This is a genomic window from Candidatus Moraniibacteriota bacterium (assembly GCA_016699425.1).
In the GTDB taxonomy this organism is placed as follows: Bacteria; Patescibacteriota; Minisyncoccia; order Moranbacterales; family UBA1568; genus SSEF01.
Genome location: CP064975.1, coordinates 500,251 through 520,152, shown reverse-complemented (window position 1 = coordinate 520,152; position 19,902 = coordinate 500,251). Strand labels below are relative to the sequence as shown.

Below are 19,902 nucleotides of genomic sequence, written 5' to 3'. Positions count from 1 at the left end.
CTGTAAATAATAAAAAACCGTGTATGGCACCGAGGAAACAACGTTTACGAAAGTACATATTCGTCGTCGGCGGCGTGATGAGCGGGGTGGGCAAAGGTATCGCGGCCTCGTCAATCGGCCAGATCCTCCAGGCGCGTGGGCTCGCCGTGACGGCGATCAAGATCGATCCGTACATCAATGTCGACGCCGGGACGATGAACCCGACGGAGCACGGCGAAGTGTTCGTTTTGGCGGATGGCTATGAGACGGATCAGGACATGGGGAATTACGAGCGCTTCATGGGATTGAAACTCTCGCGGGACAATTACATGACGACCGGTTCAGTGTACAAGCGCGTCATCGAGCGTGAGCGAAACCTGGAGTACCATGGCAAATGCGTCGAGGTCGTGCCGCATATCCCGCTCGAGGTAATCGGTACAATTCGTCGCGCGGCGGAGAAGGCTGATGCTGATGTTACTATCATCGAAATTGGTGGGACGATTGGAGAATATCAGAACATTCTCTTCCTCGAGGCGGCCCGGATGATGAAGGCGGATGATCCGGAGGGCGTGCTCTTTGTCCTCGTTTCCTATCTCCCGATCCCGAACAAAATCGGCGAGATGAAAACGAAACCGACGCAATATGCGGCCCGGACTCTGAACGGCGCGGGTATCCAGGCTGACTTCATCATCGCTCGGGCGGAGCGTCCGCTCGACGACCGTCGCAAAGAAAAAATTGCTATCTCATGCAGTATGCGACCAGAGTCCGTCATCAGCGCGCCGGATGTCGACAGTATCTATGATGTCCCGGTCAATTTCGAGAAGGATCGATTGTCAGATGCTATCCTCAGACGCCTCCATCTGAAGTCCCGGAAATCGACGCTCGCTCTCTGGAAGAAACAGGTCGCTGAGGTCAAACGATTGAAGCGAACGGTGAAAATCGCGATTGTCGGAAAATACTTCAAGACGGGGGACTTCGTCCTTTCGGATGCGTATATCAGTGTCATCGAATCTCTCAAACATGCCGCCTTTGCCAATCATCGCAAACCCGAGTTGACATGGATCGACTCGACCGAATACGAGCAGGATCCAAAGCGACTCCGTGAGTTACAGGCCTTCGACGGCGTGCTCATCCCGGGCGGGTTCGGTGCGCGTGGGGTCGAGGGAAAAATCCTCGCGATCGAGTATTGTCGCAAGAAGCGAATCCCGTATTTCGGCATCTGCTATGGGATGCAGCTCGCCGTCATCGAGTACGCGCGACATATCGCCGCCTTCCCCGGAGCCAATACGACTGAGGTCAATCCGAAGACCGATCATCCGGTCATCGATATCCTGCCTGAACAAAAGGCGAAACTCGCCCGGAGGGAGTATGGTGGTACGATGCGGCTCGGCGAGTACCCGGCAGTCTTGAAAAAAGGAACACTGGCCGAACAAGCGTATGGAACGAAAAAGATTATCGAACGCCATCGGCATCGCTACGAGGTGAATCCGGAATACGTCGCGCGACTTCGGGAGGCTGGCATGGTTTTCTCGGGAACTTCCCCCGACGGCGTGCTGATGGAAATTGCGGAACTTCCTAAGAAAACTCATCCGTTCTTCGTCGGGGTGCAATTCCATCCGGAATTCCAATCATCGATTCTACAGCCGCATCCGATTTTTCACGCTTTCATCAAAGCGGCCACAAAAGGCCGGAAGTGAGTGTGAATCGTGCGATCAAAAAACCTCCCGGCTGGGGAGGTTTTCGTTTGCCTTGAAGAAGGATCTTAGGCTTCGGTCGGGACGACAGTGGGGATGATATGTACGAACATGCGTTTTTCGAGCTTGCCGGTAAAGGCCTTCATTTTGCGCTCTTCAAAGTGAACTGTGCCATCCGTGAGGGCAAAGAGGGTATCGTCGGCGCCGCGCTTCACATTCTTTCCAGCATGATACTTGGTGCCACGCTGACGGATGAGAATATTGCCTTCGTTTGCGGCCTGTCCGCCATAAATCTTCACACCGAGGCGTTTCGAGATGGAGTCACGCCCAAGAGCGGTTGAACCGCCTGCTTTTCTGGTTGCCATATTCGGAGTTATAGCCTACAATAGGCCTTCATAAAGATATACGGGAGCAGTATAGCGATTTCCCTCTCGACTGTCAATATTCCTATGAAATGGCCTGCTATCACCACTCCGTTCCGAGAAAGACTGGGGAAAATCTGGCTTGGATTCGCTTTTATCCTCGTTGCCGTCTTGGCGTTTGAAGCGGGTCTTTTGAAGCGGAGCCTGGGCGAAACCGAACCGCTCATCGTCGCTGCGCCGAGTCCCGTATCCGCTCCAGTCAATCCAGTTCGTGCGACGGTGAGTCAGATGTCAGAGGCCGTTGCGTCCAATCCACCTACCACTCCGTCAGCGGATTGCGCTTTTGTCGGCAGCAAGAAGTCAAACAAGTACCATGCGCCGACATCGCGCTGTGCGAAACAGATCAAGAGCGAGAACCGACTCTGTTTCGCTTCCGTCGACGCTGCCAAAGCCAAGGGGTATCTCCCGGGCTGTCTGGAATAGCCACGCCAGAATATCGAGGGTGTGGCATAATAGAAACATGCCCGAAACTCAACCGGACACACATGACGAGATCTACAATCGGAACAAGGTGCGACTCCTCTCGGCCTTGTCTTTTCTTTTGGGCTTTCTCGACGCCTTTCTCATTTATATTCTCTCGTCGTATTTCGTTCAGATTTCTGGCGCCCACCTCGTCGGAAGCTTTTACCTAGTGGCATTCGTACTCGTCCTCTGGCTCCTCATGCATCTCCAGCCGCTCGTGCACAGTCTGGGATCGGTCCGTTTTCTCGGGGTGCTCTTAGTCGGTCTCATCGGTACGAGCTTCTACCTCAGTCTCGGCGAACCATCCTGGATTGGGGCGGTCGTGCTCTTGGCCTATATCGTTTGTAGCAATCTCGTCTGGTCAGTGATGGATGTCCTGGTCGAAGACTTTTCAACGGATCAGGTCTCGGGTCGGGTGCGGGGACTGTACTTGACGGTGATGAATGGTGGACTCTTGCTCGCCCCGATTCTCTCGACCAAGACACTCGCGTTCGCTGGTTACTCAGGTGTCTTTACCGTGCTCGGCATCGGCTATATGCTAGTCTTCCTCGCGGCCCTCATCGGACTCCGGGCGCATCAGACAGTCCCACTTCCCAAGATTGCCTTCCTCGCGACACTGCGAAAGGTCAGCCAGCGGAGGAATCTCCTCCTCATCTACGGAGTTTCGTGGACGTTGGAATTTTTCTACGCCATCATGATTATCTATGTGCCGATCCTCTTGTTGTCACAGGGATTTGACTGGGAGCAGATTGGTTTCATTTTTACGGTGATGCTCATCCCATTCGTGCTCATCCAGTATCCGCTGGGCGTCATGGCGGACAAACGCTTTGGAGAAAAGGAGCTGCTCTTTGTCGCACTCGTCATCCTGGGCGTTTCCAGCGTCGTGGTCGGCTTCACCCGATCGACGGATATCGTTTTCTGGGCGGGCCTACTCTTCCTCACTCGGCTTGGAGCGGCGGCCATCGAAGTCTTGCGAGATTCGTATTTCTATAAGCAGATCGGACCGACGGATACGGACATCGTCGCGTTTTTTCGTTCCGCTCGGCCGACGGCAGACATCGTCGCGGCGGGCGTGTCACTCCTCTTTCTCGCACTTTTTTCGGTCCACAGTCTCTTCTATTTGGTCGGGGCAGTTGCTCTCGGAGCCTGTTTCGCCGTGCTCTCACTCGAGGATTCCCAGAGTGAGGCAGAACGCGCCAAACGAACGGCAGTATAGGAAAGGGGTTTATGGACGAGGAATGAGTTACTGAAAGTTCTGTCCTCAACAAAGAGAAATAGGGATTCTAAATTTCAAGTAACGACCAAAGCAGATCATGAATAAAGAAGTCTACAAATACATACTTCAGACTTACGGTCGAAATCCTGCTCAATGGATTGGTTTTGTTGCAGAAATAGTTCGCACGTTGGTGATGCGTGTTTATATCGTTATTGCAATGGCCCAGGTTACAGCAAGTCTTGCCTCCGGAAATATTGAGGCCGCAAAACAATATACGTTCTACTTCTTCCTCGCCTATATCATCGGCGCTATCGTTGGAACTTTAGGCGAACTACTATCCACCCATACTGAAAACCAACAATACGGCCGGCTGATGATGGCTTACTATCAAAAATTAGTAGATAAAGATATTTCGTTTTATCGAGACAACCAGACCGGATAGCTTGCGAGTATCTTTCGACAACACTTGGACAGTGCGATGCTCTTGATTCGTTTTTCCCGTGGAGAGGCGTTGGGTACGATCATCTCGCTCATTGTGCCACCGATAGTTTTATTCATTGCCTCTCCTGTGATTGGTTTAATTGCAATCCTTGTCGTCGTCACCCAGTTTATTTACGTGGTCTGGTCTTCATCGAAAACGACTAAATACAGGCAGATGTCGCATGAAATATATCGCAAAGTGACTGGTGAAGTTTCTGATGTCATCACTAACATTATCGCTTACAAGGCAGGAGGAGTTGAAGATCAAGCGCGTGATAAAATGGCAGGTCTTATAAAACAGGAAACTTCGTCGTTTGAATTGCGACGTAGAGCAACCACCTTGTTTGATCTGCCGAGAAATATCATCACCGCTTGCGGAATTACGGTCGCAGTTTATCTTATTATCTCCAACGCTTCGGGGCTCAGCCCCACATCATTGGGATTAATGGTCTTGACGCTGACATACATGTTCCAGATTGTGAGAAACGTCAGTGTTTTGCCAGAACAAATAACCCAGCATGATGATCTGATTACCAAAATGTATCCGACTTTGAAATACTTGAGCAATGAGTATGAAGAAGTTCGCGATCTTCTCAATCCAAAGGAGTTCGTAATTAAAAACGGTTCGATTGATATCAGCAAAGTCAGCTTTAGTTATCTTTCGCATTCTCATAAGGGAGCGAGGATACCGGTTTTTACGAACCTCACGATCAAGATAAAAGGTGGCGAACAAATAGGTATCGTTGGATTGAGTGGGGCCGGTAAAAGTACGCTGGCAAATTTACTACTTCGATTTGATGAAATTGACGGTGGTTCAATCAAAATAGACGGCATTAATATTCAAGAAGTAAAACAAAGCGAACTGCGGAAGAATATTGCCTATGTACCTCAAGAACCTCTTCTTTTTCATCGCAGTATTAAAGAAAATATCGCTTACTACAACAATAAAGAAGATGACGCGGAAATTATCAGAGCGGCCAAAGCGGCTCACGCCCATGAGTTTATAGAAAAATTGCCGGACGGCTACGACACCATCGTCGGCGAAAGAGGCATTAAATTGAGTGGTGGTCAGAAGCAACGCGTCGCAATTGCTCGCGCCATACTCAAGAAAGCGCCCATCATGATTTTCGACGAAGCTACCAGTGCACTTGATAGTGAAAGCGAGCAGATCATACAGCGCGCTCTTCCCGAAATAATTGGGAATCAAACTGCAATAGTTGTAGCGCACCGATTGAGCACTGTTGCAGGACTTCATCGAATAATTGTCATGCACGCAGGTGAGGTAATTGAGTCGGGTAGTCATGATGAGTTGGTAGCTTTGAAAGGCCGTTACTACTCCTTGTGGCAAAAACAAACGTCAGAGTTTGCATCTTTACCAATAGATGCCAATGAGTAAACCAGCGGAAATCTATTCTCAGTATCAATGAGGCTGTATGTCTGGTAAATTTGGCTAGGCAGGGGCCTCTCGGCCATGGTATTATAGGGCTGAAACCTATGGCATATGCGGTGCGATTAGAGCAGTTCGAAGGGCCGCTTGAGCTTCTCTTGCAACTCATCGAAAGAGATAGGCTCGACGTCACCCGGGTTTCTTTGGCGAGCGTCGCTGACCAATACCTCGAATATATCGCTCATCAAGGGGAAGTCCCGCTTTCCCAGTTGGCCCAGTTCCTCTCCGTGGCATCGCGCCTCCTCCTTCTGAAGTCTCGGGCGCTGCTGCCACTCTTGGAGTTTTCTGAGGAAGAAGAAGAATCGATCGAGGATCTCGAATGGCAATTGCGCGAATATCGTAAGTTCCGGGATGCGAGCGTCGGTCTTGGTCTCTTGTTCGCTCGGACAGAACGAGCCGTGGTGCGCGAGAGCTTCCTCGGAGCAGATATAGTCTTCTTGCCGGATCCTGAAGTCACGGCAGCGTCACTCGCCACCGCGTTTCAGTCAGTCCTTGGTGAGATACCGCTTCTTGAAAAGCTCGATGAAGAAGAAATTCGGAATGTCATCTCGCTGGAGGAGAAGATGCTTGAGCTTCGATCGACCTTGGCGAGTCGGATGGCGGTGTCGTTTCGACAGATGACGTCGGATGTGAGTGACAAGCTTGAGATCATCATCGCTTTCCTCGCGATTCTCGAATTAGTGAAACAGCGCTTTGTTCGGGCCGATCAGGCAGGGTCCTTTCAAGACATCGCGCTCAGGGAGGAAGTATAACGGATACATAATATGGAATCAGTCTCGCTCCAATCGAAACTCGAAGCGCTCCTCTTCATGAGCGGCGAGCCGATCGCTCATGCGCGACTGGCAGAACTTTTGGATATCAAGCTCGCTGATTTGAAGGCGGTCATCAGCGCGCTCAGCGAGCGCTATGTCCGAGAGTTGGATTCGGGGCTCATGCTCATTGAGCATGCGGGGAAGGTTGAAATGGCGACTAAACCGATACATGCGACGCTCGTGGATGCTTTCACCAAGGCGACACTTCAGGAGACCCTCTCCAAAGCAGCGTTGGAGGTGCTGTCTATTATCGCCTATCGGGCGCCAATCGCGCGGCATGAGATCGAAGCGATTCGGGGAGTGAATTGCAGCTACACGCTGCGGGCGCTGCTCATCCGCGGCTTGATCGAGCGGCAGGGGAATCCTGAAGATGCACGCGGCTATATCTATCGGCCGTCATTCCGCTTTCTCGAGCATATGGGATTAGCTCGGATTGAGGAGCTTCCGGACTATGCGACCCTCGCGACGGATGAACGGATGCATGTCGTGACACCGACTGCTGTGCAAGATACGCCACTTTCTTCAGATCACGCAACATGATGAGAGTCCTCCTCACTTTTGGCCTCGTGGCGACCATCGCCCTCTGGACACTCAAGGAGCGTCCAGAGTTGGTGTATTCATTTCTCACGAGCCAGACGATTGATCGACTGTTTGGGACGGGCGGAGGCGAGGCAGAATTGGCTGATCCAGTTCCAGGTCTCACGCTCAATGTCCCGTATCTAGTTGAAAACCGTTCACTCTCGACGACCTTTCAGCCGATGCTCCGGGACTATGCGCCCCAGCTCTCTGTTCCCACCGCGCATGCTTCGGTCATCATGGACGCTGAGTCGGGCAAGGTCCTTTATGGACGAAATGCTACTGATCAGCGACAAATCGCGTCACTCACCAAACTTTTTACCGCGCTCATCGTCGTGGAACGGATTGAAAATCTGGAGACGCCGGTGACGATTGACGAAGAAGCTGTGTACACTCAGGGGACACGGATCGGTTGTCCGCGTTCCGGGTATTGTCCGGGTGTGCGATTTGCGGTTGGAGAACAGGTCACGGTGCACGACCTCCTGAAGGCAGCGCTTATGAATAGCGCCAACGATGCAGCGATCGCGTTGGGCAAGCACATCGGAGGCACGCAGGCGGGCTTCGCTGAGATCATGAACACGCGGGCGAAAGAACTCGGCCTGACGAATTCACTCTTTTGTACGCCGTCGGGACTGGAAATCGATGGGGAGGAGAACCGTTGCTACTCTTCGGCGCGTGATGTCGCGATCATCGCGAGTACGGCGCTCCAGCACGAAGTGCTTTGGGAAATTATGAAGATTGAGAAGGCGAGTATTACCTCGCTAGACGGTACGCTGGTCCATGAGGTGTTCAATACTGATCAGCTTATCGGATCGATGCCGAATCTCGTCGGGACCAAGACTGGCTTCACTCCACTTGCTGGGTATTCGCTCCTCGCGGTCGCGACGGACCCATCGGGTGAGCATCCAGTCATCGCCGTCGTCTTGAATGACCCGTACCGTTGGCAGAGCATCCAGTCGATGTTTGACTGGAGTTTCGAATCATTCGATTGGATATAAATACACCTATGGACTCACTCGCCCTCGCCCAAATCCAATCGATCCCGACGGTCATGAATGTACTGAAGGTACTCGCAACGGGTCTCTTGGCGTTTCTCCTCGCCTTCTTCTTGACCCCCATTTGGACGCATATCTTGTACAAGTACAAGATTGGGATTCGGATCAAGCAGAACGGAGTGTCGGGTGACAAGCTAAGCTTCATCTCACGTCTCCATGCCTGGAAGGATGGGACGCCGACGATGGGCGGTGTCATTGTGTGGTTCAGTGTCTTTCTCTTGGCGTTCATGTCTGAGTGGCTCTTCCCACTTTTGGCAGTCCTTTTTGATACGAACTTCATTGCCCGGCTCGATTTTCTGAAGCGTTCCCAAACTTGGCTTCCTCTTTTCACTCTCGTCACGGCGGGTATCCTTGGCCTCATCGATGATTATATGAGTGTGCGGGGTATCGGTGCAAACAAAGGCGGGGGCATGCGCTTCCTGGCGCGTTTCTGGTGGCTGATTGCGATCGCGGGCCTCGGTGCCTGGTGGTTCCATTCGAAGCTCGGCTGGGACGCGGTCCATGTCCCGGCGATCGGTGACTTCTCGATTGGTTGGTGGTATATCCCGCTCTTCATCTTCGTCATCCTTTTTGCGGCGATCTCTTCCAATGAAACCGACGGACTCGATGGACTCGACGGGGGTGTGCTCCTTATTGCCTTCAGTTCGTTTTCCCTCATTGCTTTCATGCATAACAAAGTTGATCTCTCCAGTTTTTGTGCCGCCGTGGCGGGTGCGCTCCTGGCTTTCCTCTGGTTCAATATTTATCCGGCCCGTTTCTTCATGGGTGACACTGGAGCGATCGCCCTTGGGACGACTTTGGGTGTGGTCGCGATGCTGACGAATTCAGCGATCGTGCTTTTCATCATCGTCTTCATCTATGCGCTCGAATCCGGGAGCGTCGCGATCCAGCTGTTCTCCAAGCGATATCTGAAACGCAAAGTCTTCCTGGCCGCTCCGCTCCATCACCACTTCGAAGCCAAAGGCTGGCCTGAGCCGAAAGTTGTGATGCGGGCCTGGGTGTTCACGGCATTGACCGCCCTCATCGGCGTCATGGTGGGTGTTATCGGGATGGGCCGTTAATAATTATTTCTACTTGTATGAAGCTCAGAAGCGTCGCGACTGCTGATTTGGCCGGAAAGAATGTCCTCATCCGGGTTGATTTCAATGTTGAGCTCGATGATTTGGCGCATGTGCAGGAGGGATTCAAACTTGAGGTGGCACGGAAGACCATCGATCACGTAGTCAGTGCCGGTGCGCGCTCAGTGGCGCTCGTGACACATTTCGGGCGACCAGATGGAGCGGCTGATCCAAAGTACTCCGTCCAGCGACTCGCTCCAGAAGTGATGCGTGTGCTTGGGCGGATAGTCCGGTTTGTCCCAGAGTGTTCAGGCCCAGTAGTCACAGATGCCGTCGCAACAGCTACTCTCGGAGAGGTGCTCTTCCTCGAAAATGTCCGTTTTGCAGCTGGAGAGACCACTAATGATCCGGCCTTCGCCGCGGCGCTCGCCGCCCCGTTTGATGCCTATATCAATGAAGCCTTTGGCGTCTCCCATCGCGCACATGCTTCCGTGGTCGGGGTGACAGCCCACCTGCCGTCGTATGCCGGTTTCCACTTATGTGAGGAGACTGAGCGCTTGGATGCGGTCCGTTTCAATCCCGACCGACCGGCCCTGGCGATCATTGGCGGCGCCAAGATCGAGACGAAACTTCCACTCATCCGGGCCCTCGAAGCGACCTATGATTGCGTGCTCGTCGGCGGCAAAATTGCCAATGAGGCGATCGATCAGAAAATCGTCTTTTCAGATAAAGTACTCCTGCCGCAGGACTTCGATTCGCCAGCGCGGCTCGATATCGGCAAGACGACGGCGTCGTACTATGCTGAGATCATCAAGAAGGCGAAAACCATCATCTGGAACGGGCCGATGGGGAAATTCGAAGAGAAGCCGTATGATGTCGGGACGAAAATTATTTTGGATGCCATCCTCGAAACCGACGCCTACGTAATTATCGGTGGTGGGGAATCGCTTGCGGTTCTCGAACAGGCGGGTGTCTTTCACCGGATCAGTTTTGTCTCGAGTGGTGGCGGGGCGATGCTTGAATATATGGCGGGCAATGATCTGCCTGGTCTCTTGCCGCTCGTCGCTGCATGATATGATAGGACAGGAGCCGACAGGCGGCGTTAATCACAAACGTATGGCACTCATTTCATATATCCGCGGGAGAGAGATTCTCGACTCGCGAGGCAATCCGACGGTCGAGGTGATCGTCACGCTTGATGACGGCACCGTCGCCAAGGCCAGCGTCCCGTCAGGGGCGTCAACTGGGGCGCATGAGGCGCTCGAACTGCGCGATGGTGACACTCGGCGCTATCAGGGGAAGGGGGTTCTGAAGGCGATCGGTAATATCGATACGATCATCGGTTCGGCACTGACGGGTATGGACCCGAGTGAGCAACGTGCGCTCGATGAAAAGATGATCGCGCTCGACGGCACGGAATCCAAGTCAGCACTCGGGGCCAATGCCATCCTCGGTGTTTCGCTTGCTCTTGCCCGGGCGGCGGCGATGAGTCGAGGTGTGGGACTTTCTTCTCAGCTCGAGACGCTCTTGCCCTATCCGCGGACCAAGGTCGGTTTCCCGATCCCAATGTTCAATGTGATCAATGGTGGCGAACATGCGGATTCGGGCCTTTCAGTTCAAGAGTTCAAAATTGTTCCATCGGGTATTGAGACTTACCCCGAGCAGTTGCGCGCCGGGAGCGAGATTTTCCATAGCCTTCAACAGTTGCTGCGTTCGGAGGGCTACACGACGGACGTCGGCGATGAAGGCGGCTTCGCACCGCGACTGAAGAGCCATGCCGAAGCCTTTGCCCTGCTCGTCCAGGCGATCGAGAAGAGTGGGTATGTCCCGGGGCAGGATATTCAGCTGGATATCGATGCAGCGGCCAACTCGTTCTATGATCAGAAATTAGACCGCTATCACCTGAAGCCGGAAGGTATTACCCTCGACCGTTCGGGGATGGCAGCGCTGTATCGTGATTGGGTCACTCAGTTCCCACTTTTCTCTATCGAGGATCCATTTCACGAAGAGGACTGGGAGGGGTGGAGTATGTTCACGCAGGAAATGGGTTCGACGCTTATGCTAATTGGGGATGATTTGCTCGTGACCAATGTGAAACGCTTGGAACAGGCCATCGCCACTAATGCCTGCAACGCGGTGCTCGTGAAGGTCAACCAGATCGGGACGCTCTCCGAAACCTTGGATTGCATCGCGCTTGCGAAGCAACACGGTCTACGGACCGTCATCTCGCACCGTTCCGGAGAAACCTGCGACGACTTTATCGCTGATCTGGCGGTCGCAGCCGAGGCGGACTATATCAAAACGGGCTCAGTCGCCCGAGGAGAGCGACTCGCGAAATACAATCGTCTCCTCGAGTTGTACGAATCACGCTCAATCTAACATCAAATTTTCAGTCTATGGATCGAGTCCTGTGCATCGGGTCTGCTTCAAAAGATATCTTTTTTCCGACTGATGAGGGGGTAATCATCGAAACCCCCGAGGATTTGCGATCGCAGACCAAGGTCGCTTTTGAGTTGGGTGGGAAATTCCTGTGTCGCGAGCGCGTCGAAGCCGTCGGCGGAGTGGCGGCCAATGTCGCACAAGGCTTGGCTCAGATGGGGCACGAAGCCGCTGTGTACAGCAAGATCGGTGCGGATGATACGGGTGAATGGATCCTCCGAACCTTGCGGGGGGCGGGCGTTCAAACCGATACGGTGGATATCGACCGGGCTGTGAGTACGGACGTGTCGGCCATTGTCGTCGTGCAGACAACGGGGGACCGGATTATTTTCCACAACCGAGATGCCAATGAACAGCTTCGACTCGAAGAGAGTAAGTTACATTCGCACGAGTGGTTTTATATCAGTGCGCTCAACGGTGCGTGGAAGGAAAACTTGAAACTCATTTTGAATGTCGCCGAGCGTTCCGGGGTGAGGATTGCGCTCAATCCCGGACAGCATAATTTGAAAGAGGATCCGCGACTGTTGCTCGAAACTTTGCCCCATGTCGCAGCGTTGTTTCTGAATAAGGATGAAGCACTCGAACTCCTTCTGGCGGGTGGCGTCGAGAGTCAACCCGAACGTTTGAATGATGAACGCTATCTCATTCAAACGTTGCACGGGTTCGGTCCCTCGGTCGTCGCACTGACCGACGGCAAGCGCGGCGCCTGGGTGTATGACGGCCAAGAGATCTGGCACGGCGACATCTATGAACCACACGGGTTGGTCGACACGACCGGGGCAGGGGATGCTTTCGGCTCAGGCTTTTTTTCGGCCTACTTGTACCATTACTCGATTGAAAAGTGTCTGCGCTATGGCATGGCCAATGCGGGGAGCGTCGTCGGATCATATGGCGCGAGCACGGGACTTTTGGATCAGACCGTGGCGGAGGATTACGGGAAGCATATCCATGCGACACTTTTGGCCGCTCGGTGATATACTAGAGGAAAAGACTGCGCGTTATGGGACTTTTTTCACGTTTACCGTGGAAGCATCAGGATGAGCTGTTTTTGGCGCTTGATATCGGCACGGAAGTGGTCAAAGCGCTAGTTTTTCGTGTCGATCATGAGCAGCGACGCGGGACAGTGATCGGCGTCGGTCGCGCCCGGCAGAAGGTCGGTAATATGCAGAGCGGGGCAGTATCTGATATCCGAGGAGTCATCGGTTCGGCCCGTGAAGCGATCGAGATCGCCAAAGCGGCGTGCGGGATCAAACGCGTCGAAAAAAGCATCATCGGCATCGCCGGTGAACTTGTGAAAGGAACGACCACTACGGTTCACTATGAGCGTGTGAATTCCGAGATCAAGATCGGCATGCCCGAGCTCAAGATGATCATCAGCAAGGTTCAGGAGAAGGCGTTGGAACGGATCAAGAAACAGCTCGTCTGGGAAACAGGCCAAGAGATCGAGATCAAACTCATCAATGCCGCCATCGTCGACGTCCGCATCGACGGCTACCGCGTCCTGAATCCGCTCAATTTTCAGGGGCGCGAGGTCTCAATGAGTGTCTTCAATGCGTATGCGCCGCTCACTCATCTCGGTGCGATTGAGACGATTTCGGACGAACTCGATCTCGACCTGCTCTCGATCGTCGCTGAACCGTATGCCGTAGCGCGCTCAGTCGAAGTCGAGGACATGCTTGATTTCAGTGCTATTTTCATCGATATCGGCGGCGGGACGACGGACATCGCGGTCGTCCGGAATGGCGGCTTGGAAGGGACAAAGATGTTTGCGCTCGGTGGACGCGCATTCACCAAGCGGCTCGCCCAGGAATACCAAGTGGCATTTGATGTGGCGGAACGGATGAAGATCGATTACGCCAACGGACAGCTGAGGCCGGATGATATGGAGCGGATCAATGCATTGTTCGCCGATGATTGCCGGGTCTGGCTCGCTGGCGTCGAGCTTTCACTTCTCGAGTTTGCAGAGACGGACTTTATGCCCTCGAAGATCTTCTTGTGTGGTGGCGGATCGGGACTTCCTGGGATCAAGCAGTCGCTCGCTTCTGGCGACTGGGCGAAAAATCTGCCCTTTTCGAAACCGCCACAGATTGGATTTCTCCAACCGCACGATATCACGCGTATCGTTGACGAAACTGGTGAGCTCAACAATCCCCAGGACATCACGCCGATGGGCCTCGCTCACCTGGCACTCTTGAATGCCCTTGATGAAGAACCGATTCTGACAGGTATCTTGCAGCGCAGCATGGAGTCGATAGACAAAAATTAAAATTGCCAGCGAGCGTATGCCCGAAACCCATTACATCGAGATCGACGAAGAGATCATCAGCGCAGTGAGTCGTCTCCGGAAGTCAGGTGATCGTGAGAATATCTTCGTCCTGCCGAAGCGCGCGCTCATTCTCCAGAGTATTATCAATTTGAAACTTTTGGGGCGCGAAGCTGAAAAACTAGGGAAAACGGTGATTATCATGACCCAAGACGAACAGGGCATGCGGCTCGCCGAGAAAGCCGGCCTCCGGGTCCAGGAATACCAGGACGCTGCCCTGCGTCAGCACCGTTCTGAGGCCTCGGCCCGGTTCACAGTCCGGCATGGTGAATCGATTCCGATGCCCGAACCCGCCGAAACACGCGAGGGACTCAGGCGTTCGAGTGAAATCGGGAGCGCGAATTTCTACGGAGCGGCGACACAGATTGCGACCGCGCCACCGCGCCGCGCCGAACCATCTGTGAACACGCTGCCGGAACGCCCGATCGTGTCGGAGCCTCGCCGTCAGGCGTTGCGAGTGCGGAATGCGTCTCCGCCGGTCCTGACGGCCTTGAATTCTCTGCAACAGACGGTAAAGCGGCCAGTAACGCCCACGGTGGAACCGAAGCCATCTCCAGTGGCAATCCCGACTGATCAGGATCGGGTCGAGCGCGCTGAGTCAGAGAAAAAGGAAAGACTTCGGCGGCTTTTTGAGGGACGAGTCGCGGGGGTGAGTACGGTGATGACTCCGCCCCGACAGATGGTATCAGCTACTCCGACATCTTCTGTTGCTCGACCGACAGAATCAAAGGGGGTGCGCAAACTCTGGCTGACAGTCATCGGTGGCGCGGTCCTAATCGGCGCGGTGTTTGCCGGATATTTTTTCCTCCGGCCAGAAGCAATTATCGCTGTCGAACCGCAGACGGCTACACAGACGGTGAAGCTTTCGCTCTTTGGGACCATCGACGGTGGGTCATCGGCCATCCCGGTTCGGTATGTCGAAGAGGAGAAGACCGTCCGGCTCGCGCGTGAGGCAACCGGTCAAGACACGGGAGCCGGGGCAAAGGCGGGTGGCACCATCACCATCACCAATACATTCAGCGAAGTGTCCCAGTCGCTCGTCGCAACGACGCGCTTCGAATTGCCCGATGGCCGGCTCTATCGCTTGGTAGGAGGCGTGACCGTCCCAGGAACGAAGTCGGAAGATGGAAAAACAGTGCCAGGGAAGATTGAGGCTCGGGTCGTGGCGGATAGTGCTGGGACGAAATATAATATCTCGTCCGGTACCTTCTCGATCCCGGGATTCAAGGGGAGTCCAAAGTTTGAGAAGATCACCGCTGAAGTAAAAGGGGCCTTCACGGGTGGGAGTGATGGCGTGGCGACAGCGGCTCGGAGCGTGAGTGAGACCGATCTCGAAAGTGCAAAGGCGGCAGCGGCTGAGCAGGCGAAGCAAACGGTTTTCGAAGGGGTCGCCAGCACGCTCAAGTCCGGTGAATCCGTTCTCGAGCCCTCTTTCCAGACCAGTCTTATCGGCACGCCGACAGCACCCGCCACCGGTTCCGCGGCGGGAGAAGCGTTCGATTATGAAGCCCGCTTTCAAGTAAAAGGCTTCATTATCATGGAGTCAGCCGTCAAGAATATCATCGATCGTGAGACAACCGAGTCCGGCGGTGTCGTCCTGCGCCCATACCAGTATGATGTGAATTATGGAACGGTGTTGCCGAATTTTGAATCCAAACGGGTCGATCTGACGGTCGAGAGCAAAGTTCTCTTCCGTGCTCCGCTCGAGGCCGCGACCATAAAGCAGGGGCTCCTCGGACTCAATGAGAGCGGGATCCGGACATATTTGGCTGACCATCCAGAGATCAAACGGCTCCAAGTCGAATTTAAACCGAAAGTGTTTATCGCGACTATTCCGGATGATGCTGAGCGAGTGGTTGTACATCTCATGGAAGCCGATAACGAATAACCCTTCACCGCTATGCCAGATGATGAGAGCGTCAATGAGAAAGCACAGGCAGACCGGTCCTCCCGGCGTCGCCTCGACAATGAAATCTTCATACTCCAGTCTGATGGATCTCGTTTCAAGCGGCAGTCGGAAGAATTGGATGCACAGATCCGCATGATGGAGAAGGACATCGCTGATCGCACGTTTGCGCTCGAGTCTCGGAAGGCAGATCGAAACCGGATTTTGCAGAAAGCCCAGGATGTCGAAGCTGAGATCATCCGGGTGAAGCGCTCTTCTTACAAAAAGAAATAGACCGTATGCAAAGCGATCAATTTGTCAAAATAGTCATGGCCGAGATCCTGAAAAGTCCAGACGCTAAGAAAGAGGATAACAGTTTCTTTCGTTCCTCGATCCGCGCTATTGGCCGGAAATTTGAGTCACGTTCGATCGATGTTCCGGGCGCTTTGGCCGAGATCGAGCGTCTGTTGCCTTGGCAGCTGTCCCGTGATATCAAGAAAGGTATCGATAAAACCCTCCGTTAGTCGCTGAGAATTGACTGTATGCCCACTTCGCAAGATATCCGACAACGTTTCCTAGCGTTTTTTGAGGCCCGGGGACACGTCATTCTCCCGTCAGCGCCGCTCGTCCCCGAAAATGATCCTTCGGTGCTTTTCAATACCGCCGGGATGCAGCCACTCGTGCCGTACCTCTTGGGCGAACCCCATCCGGCTGGTGTCCGACTGACCAATGCCCAGAAATGCGTTCGGACGCAGGATATCGATGAAGTGGGTGACAAGACGCATGATACGTTTTTTGAAATGCTCGGCAATTGGTCACTCGGAGACTATTTCAAAGAAGGAGGCCATTCGTTGGAGCTATCAATTCCTCACTTCAAAAGAGGAGGGACTCGGCCTCGACCCAAAGCGACTCTATGTCACGGTCTTTGCAGGCAACGCTGATGCTCCTCGAGATACTGAAGCGTTTAATGTCTGGCGCTCGATTGGCATCCCAGAGCAACGCATCTATTTTCTGGCTGCGGAACCGTCAGGTAAGGAGCCGAATTGGTGGAGCCCGGGTGACAATGGTCCCTGTGGTCCGGATTCCGAGATGTTCTACGATGTCACTCCCGAGGGTCTGGGCGACCTGACTTTGGAAGAATATAAGCAGGCCGATGAGGCTCAAGCGATTGTCGAAATCTGGAACGATGTCTTCATGGAATACAAGAAAAAGGACGGTAAGGTGATCGGGAAACTCGCAAAGAAGAATGTCGATACGGGTGGCGGGCTCGAGCGTATGGTCATGGCTGCCCAGAGAAAGGACAATATTTTCGATACTGATCTCTTCAGTCACCTCATGGCGACACTGAAAGAAGCGAGTGCCCGAGAGGATATCCGGGCGAGCCGTATCGTGGCCGACCATCTTCGAACGGCGATCTTTCTCATCGGTGATGGTGTGCGACCATCCAATACCGATCAGGGCTATATCTTGCGTCGCCTGCTTCGCCGAGCGGTGCGCTATGGGGATGTGTTGGGTATTGAATCGGGAAGCCTTTCGAGCCTGGTTGGTCCGGCCCTGGTCCCGTACCGGGGGGTATACGAGAGTATCTTCGTGCAACAAGCAGAAATAGAGACGGTTATCCGAGTGGAAGAAGAAAAATTCCGACAGACCCTACGAAAAGGTTTGGGAGAATTAGAGCGGCGCTTGTCGCTCGGCAGCCTCTCTGGGGAAGATGCCTTTGTCCTTTTTTCCACGTATGGGTTTCCGCTCGAAATGACGATAGAGATTGCACAGGAGCGGGGTATCGAGGTTAACGAACGCGCTTTTCGTGAGGCATTCAAAGAACATCAAGACCTTTCGCGGACAGCTTCGGCGGGGAAATTCAAAGGCGGGCTGGCGGACCATAGCGCCAAAGTGACGGCACTGCATACGGCGACGCATCTCATGCTCGCCGGGTTACGTCGGGAACTTGGGAATGACGTCCATCAGGCTGGATCGAATATCACCGAGGAACGCACGCGCTTCGACTTCACGTGGCCTGAAAAAGTCCCGCGTGAGGTGCTCGATCGGGTCGAGGCATATGTGAATGAGGCCATCGGGTCTGGCGCAACCGTCGGCACGACCATCATGGAGAAGGGTGCGGCCAAAGCTGCCGGAGTGGAGGGGAGTTTTTGGGAGAAATACCCGGAAAAAGTGACTGTCTATCGGGTCACAGGACCGGATGGCAACGTGTATTCACAGGAGCTGTGTGGTGGGCCACATGTTGGGACAACTGCTGAGATCGCGGCCTTTGGACACTTCCGGATCGCCAAGGAAGAAGCCTCTTCGGCCGGAGTGCGTCGAGTGAAGGCAATCCTGACTTAGGCCTTTGTAGTAGACGTTGTAGCCATTTCGGAGCGTTGACAGCCACCTCGGTTCAGGCTATACTCAGACAGTATCAATTTTTCGAGACCTATGATCGCTGTTATCAAAACCGGTGGGAAGCAGTACAAAGTCGCTGAGGGCGATATCGTCAAAGTCGAAAAGCTCGAGGCGGAAGTCGGCAATATCCTAAAATTTGAAACTCTGTTTACGGGGGATGAGACGTCCGTCGCTATCGGTACGCCGGCGTTGAAGACCCATGTCGAGGGCAAAGTCGTCGCTCATGGTCGTCATGCCAAAGTCACCGGCATCCGCCACAAGGCCAAGAAGCGTGAAATGACCCGCTATGGGCATCGTCAGGATTACACGGCTGTCGAGATCACGAAGATCTCCGCCTAAAGACCCGCCTTCGTTTCAAGAGAAAGTTGAAAGCCCGCCAGTTGTTCCTGTGCGGGCTTTTCGTTGGCTGAGGTTGCGGGTTGAGGTCGAGTTTCTCGCTATTACTAACTGCTGCCGAGAGTCCGCTCCTTGACGATCATCCCGGTCAGTTTCTCAATTCGGCACACCGCAGTATACGTATTTCCAATCATTGCCCGGAACACCGCTATGCTGTTACGGTGCTTAACCAGCTTTGCCGTACACGTGAGTGCTGTCCATGGATGAACCTCGGAGAGGAAACGGCAACCATCCAGACCCACGATACGCACACCGGTCGTTCCGGTGATCGGGATGCCGCTCGAAACAGTGAAGAGGACGGCGCACGTGAGGCTAGCGAACTCGACCAGCCAGTGTCCCGGCATGATTGGGTTGTCAGGAAAGTGGCCGGTGAAAACGGGATCGTTTTCAGCAGCGGCAAATCTGAGTAAGCCGATAGCGAGACCCTGGGAAGGGAAGATGTCTACCCTTTCGATCAGTAATGCGTTGCCACGGTGCGGTAATACCTGTTCAAGCTCAGGTTTCCTCAAGGTGATCATCTGATCGGCTGACGATATGGATGGGTCGAGAGTCTTGTCCACGATTGCCTCCTTTGGCTTGAGTGGGTGGTGTGAGAAAAAGTTGTCAAACAAACAATGACGATCTACTATACTAGTTCCTGACGATTTGTCAAGGACGATGTGAGCGTGACTTCGTCGGCGTATTCGATATCGCCGCCGGTGGCCATGCCGCGGGCGATCCGGGTCACCTTTACGGGGAGATGGACGAGTTTGGATTTCAGGAAGTACGCGGTCATATCGCCTTCGGTCGTGGGGTTGGTGGCGAGGATGACTTCTTGAACCACCCCGCTCGCGAGGCGGTCCAAGAGCTCAGAGATGCGCAGTGTCGCGTCCTCACGGCCAGCATCGAGGACCCCTCCCAGGACATGGTACTGGCCATGATAGCTCCCGGTCCTCTCGATCGCGATGACATCAAGCGGCTCCTCCACGACGCAGATAGTGGCGCGATCACGCGAGGCATCGCTGCAGAACCCACAGCGCTCGGCCTCGGAGATATAGAAACACTCACGGCAGCTCGAGAGATGCTTCAGGCCTTCGAGACTTTCGGCAAAGGCGACGAGCTTGGCCTCATCCTGTTTGAAGAGATAGAGGACGAGCCGCTCCGCCATCTTGGGACCGATGGAGGGGAGGCTAGAAAAATGCGTAATGAGGGATTCAAAGGCCTTTGGGTAGCGCATAGAAAATGGAAAACTGAAAAATCAAAATGAAAAATTGGGGAC

20 protein-coding genes and 1 pseudogene are annotated in these 19,902 nt (G+C 53.8%); 18 read left to right on the top strand and 3 right to left on the bottom strand.

Features of this window, described 5'->3' with window-relative positions; genetic code table 11:
- Positions 1-23: 23 nt before the first annotated feature.
- Positions 24-1,676, top strand: coding sequence for a CTP synthase (locus IPJ68_02585; GenBank protein ID QQR79136.1), 1,653 nt, complete (start codon positions 24-26; stop codon positions 1,674-1,676).
- A gap of 65 nt (positions 1,677-1,741) precedes the next feature.
- Here IPJ68_02585 and rpmA read toward each other — a convergent pair whose 3' ends face one another.
- Positions 1,742-2,038: a 50S ribosomal protein L27 gene (gene rpmA / locus IPJ68_02580; GenBank protein ID QQR79135.1), complete on the bottom strand. Its 297-nt coding sequence runs from the start codon at positions 2,036-2,038 to the stop codon at positions 1,742-1,744.
- Positions 2,039-2,122: 84 nt separating this feature from the next.
- On the opposite strand from rpmA, the gene IPJ68_02575 reads away from it, so the two are divergent.
- The 17 genes and pseudogenes from IPJ68_02575 (at position 2,123) to rplU (ending at position 18,587) form a co-directional block, all read left to right on the top strand.
- The gene (locus IPJ68_02575; protein ID QQR79134.1) at positions 2,123-2,518 is read left to right on the top strand and encodes a hypothetical protein; all 396 of its coding nucleotides are present in this window, start codon (positions 2,123-2,125) and stop codon (positions 2,516-2,518) included.
- 37 nt (positions 2,519-2,555) lie between these two features.
- Positions 2,556-3,773 carry an MFS transporter gene (locus tag IPJ68_02570; GenBank protein QQR79133.1) on the top strand — a complete coding sequence of 406 codons (1,218 nt, stop codon included), beginning with the start codon at positions 2,556-2,558 and terminating at the stop codon, positions 3,771-3,773.
- A gap of 97 nt (positions 3,774-3,870) precedes the next feature.
- Positions 3,871-4,215, top strand: a complete 345-nt coding sequence (locus IPJ68_02565; protein QQR79132.1) for a hypothetical protein — start codon at positions 3,871-3,873, stop codon at positions 4,213-4,215.
- Positions 4,216-4,239: 24 nt separating this feature from the next.
- Positions 4,240-5,649, top strand: a complete 1,410-nt coding sequence (locus IPJ68_02560) for an ABC transporter ATP-binding protein (GenBank protein ID QQR79131.1) — start codon at positions 4,240-4,242, stop codon at positions 5,647-5,649.
- A gap of 98 nt (positions 5,650-5,747) precedes the next feature.
- Positions 5,748-6,452: a segregation/condensation protein A gene (locus tag IPJ68_02555; protein QQR79130.1), complete on the top strand. Its 705-nt coding sequence runs from the start codon at positions 5,748-5,750 to the stop codon at positions 6,450-6,452.
- Between the two features lie 12 nt (positions 6,453-6,464).
- Entirely contained in the window at positions 6,465-7,052 is a 588-nt protein-coding gene (scpB, locus tag IPJ68_02550) for an SMC-Scp complex subunit ScpB (protein QQR79129.1), read from the top strand.
- Positions 7,049-8,086: a D-alanyl-D-alanine carboxypeptidase gene (locus IPJ68_02545; protein ID QQR79128.1), complete on the top strand. Its 1,038-nt coding sequence runs from the start codon at positions 7,049-7,051 to the stop codon at positions 8,084-8,086. Before scpB ends, IPJ68_02545 begins: the two co-directional genes overlap by 4 nt.
- Before the next feature lie 8 nt (positions 8,087-8,094).
- Positions 8,095-9,204, top strand: coding sequence for a phospho-N-acetylmuramoyl-pentapeptide-transferase (locus IPJ68_02540; GenBank protein ID QQR79127.1), 1,110 nt, complete (start codon positions 8,095-8,097; stop codon positions 9,202-9,204).
- Positions 9,205-9,221: 17 nt separating this feature from the next.
- On the top strand, positions 9,222-10,274 hold the full coding sequence (locus IPJ68_02535) for a phosphoglycerate kinase (GenBank protein ID QQR79126.1): 1,053 nt from the start codon (positions 9,222-9,224) through the stop codon (positions 10,272-10,274).
- 1 nt (position 10,275) lies between these two features.
- Complete coding sequence (gene eno, locus IPJ68_02530) at positions 10,276-11,580, top strand: phosphopyruvate hydratase (GenBank protein QQR79125.1); 1,305 nt, start codon at positions 10,276-10,278, stop codon at positions 11,578-11,580.
- Between the two features lie 17 nt (positions 11,581-11,597).
- Positions 11,598-12,614: a carbohydrate kinase family protein gene (locus tag IPJ68_02525; GenBank protein ID QQR79124.1), complete on the top strand. Its 1,017-nt coding sequence runs from the start codon at positions 11,598-11,600 to the stop codon at positions 12,612-12,614.
- 26 nt (positions 12,615-12,640) lie between these two features.
- Positions 12,641-13,906 (top strand): pilus assembly protein PilM, encoded by a 1,266-nt coding sequence (gene pilM, locus IPJ68_02520; GenBank protein ID QQR79123.1) that lies wholly within the window; start codon positions 12,641-12,643, stop codon positions 13,904-13,906.
- A gap of 16 nt (positions 13,907-13,922) precedes the next feature.
- Positions 13,923-15,851, top strand: coding sequence for a hypothetical protein (locus tag IPJ68_02515; GenBank protein ID QQR79122.1), 1,929 nt, complete (start codon positions 13,923-13,925; stop codon positions 15,849-15,851).
- Between the two features lie 12 nt (positions 15,852-15,863).
- Entirely contained in the window at positions 15,864-16,142 is a 279-nt protein-coding gene (locus IPJ68_02510; GenBank protein QQR79121.1) for a hypothetical protein, read from the top strand.
- A 5-nt stretch (positions 16,143-16,147) separates the two neighbouring features.
- The gene (locus IPJ68_02505; protein QQR79120.1) at positions 16,148-16,372 is read left to right on the top strand and encodes a hypothetical protein; all 225 of its coding nucleotides are present in this window, start codon (positions 16,148-16,150) and stop codon (positions 16,370-16,372) included.
- An 18-nt stretch (positions 16,373-16,390) separates the two neighbouring features.
- Positions 16,391-18,191 (top strand): annotated as a pseudogene (locus tag IPJ68_02500) (alanine--tRNA ligase).
- 90 nt (positions 18,192-18,281) lie between these two features.
- Positions 18,282-18,587, top strand: a complete 306-nt coding sequence (gene rplU / locus IPJ68_02495) for a 50S ribosomal protein L21 (GenBank protein QQR79119.1) — start codon at positions 18,282-18,284, stop codon at positions 18,585-18,587.
- A gap of 104 nt (positions 18,588-18,691) precedes the next feature.
- Here rplU and IPJ68_02490 read toward each other — a convergent pair whose 3' ends face one another.
- On the bottom strand, positions 18,692-19,204 hold the full coding sequence (locus IPJ68_02490) for a hypothetical protein (protein ID QQR79118.1): 513 nt from the start codon (positions 19,202-19,204) through the stop codon (positions 18,692-18,694).
- Between the two features lie 65 nt (positions 19,205-19,269).
- On the bottom strand, positions 19,270-19,860 hold the full coding sequence (recR, locus tag IPJ68_02485; GenBank protein ID QQR79117.1) for a recombination protein RecR: 591 nt from the start codon (positions 19,858-19,860) through the stop codon (positions 19,270-19,272).
- Positions 19,861-19,902 lie beyond the last annotated feature (42 nt).

Coding starts and splice junctions, on each gene's coding strand:
- IPJ68_02525 (QQR79124.1), top strand. CDS start 11,598: ATGGATCGAGTCCTGTGCATCGGGTCTGCTTCAAAAGATATCTTTTTT.
- IPJ68_02570 (QQR79133.1), top strand. CDS start 2,556: ATGCCCGAAACTCAACCGGACACACATGACGAGATCTACAATCGGAAC.
- eno (QQR79125.1), top strand. CDS start 10,276: ATGATAGGACAGGAGCCGACAGGCGGCGTTAATCACAAACGTATGGCA.
- IPJ68_02510 (QQR79121.1), top strand. CDS start 15,864: ATGCCAGATGATGAGAGCGTCAATGAGAAAGCACAGGCAGACCGGTCC.
- IPJ68_02535 (QQR79126.1), top strand. CDS start 9,222: ATGAAGCTCAGAAGCGTCGCGACTGCTGATTTGGCCGGAAAGAATGTC.
- IPJ68_02575 (QQR79134.1), top strand. CDS start 2,123: ATGAAATGGCCTGCTATCACCACTCCGTTCCGAGAAAGACTGGGGAAA.
- IPJ68_02515 (QQR79122.1), top strand. CDS start 13,923: ATGCCCGAAACCCATTACATCGAGATCGACGAAGAGATCATCAGCGCA.
- rplU (QQR79119.1), top strand. CDS start 18,282: ATGATCGCTGTTATCAAAACCGGTGGGAAGCAGTACAAAGTCGCTGAG.
- IPJ68_02545 (QQR79128.1), top strand. CDS start 7,049: ATGATGAGAGTCCTCCTCACTTTTGGCCTCGTGGCGACCATCGCCCTC.
- IPJ68_02505 (QQR79120.1), top strand. CDS start 16,148: ATGCAAAGCGATCAATTTGTCAAAATAGTCATGGCCGAGATCCTGAAA.
- IPJ68_02565 (QQR79132.1), top strand. CDS start 3,871: ATGAATAAAGAAGTCTACAAATACATACTTCAGACTTACGGTCGAAAT.
- scpB (QQR79129.1), top strand. CDS start 6,465: ATGGAATCAGTCTCGCTCCAATCGAAACTCGAAGCGCTCCTCTTCATG.
- IPJ68_02540 (QQR79127.1), top strand. CDS start 8,095: ATGGACTCACTCGCCCTCGCCCAAATCCAATCGATCCCGACGGTCATG.
- IPJ68_02585 (QQR79136.1), top strand. CDS start 24: ATGGCACCGAGGAAACAACGTTTACGAAAGTACATATTCGTCGTCGGC.
- IPJ68_02555 (QQR79130.1), top strand. CDS start 5,748: ATGGCATATGCGGTGCGATTAGAGCAGTTCGAAGGGCCGCTTGAGCTT.
- pilM (QQR79123.1), top strand. CDS start 12,641: ATGGGACTTTTTTCACGTTTACCGTGGAAGCATCAGGATGAGCTGTTT.
- rpmA (QQR79135.1), bottom strand. CDS start 2,038: ATGGCAACCAGAAAAGCAGGCGGTTCAACCGCTCTTGGGCGTGACTCC.
- recR (QQR79117.1), bottom strand. CDS start 19,860: ATGCGCTACCCAAAGGCCTTTGAATCCCTCATTACGCATTTTTCTAGC.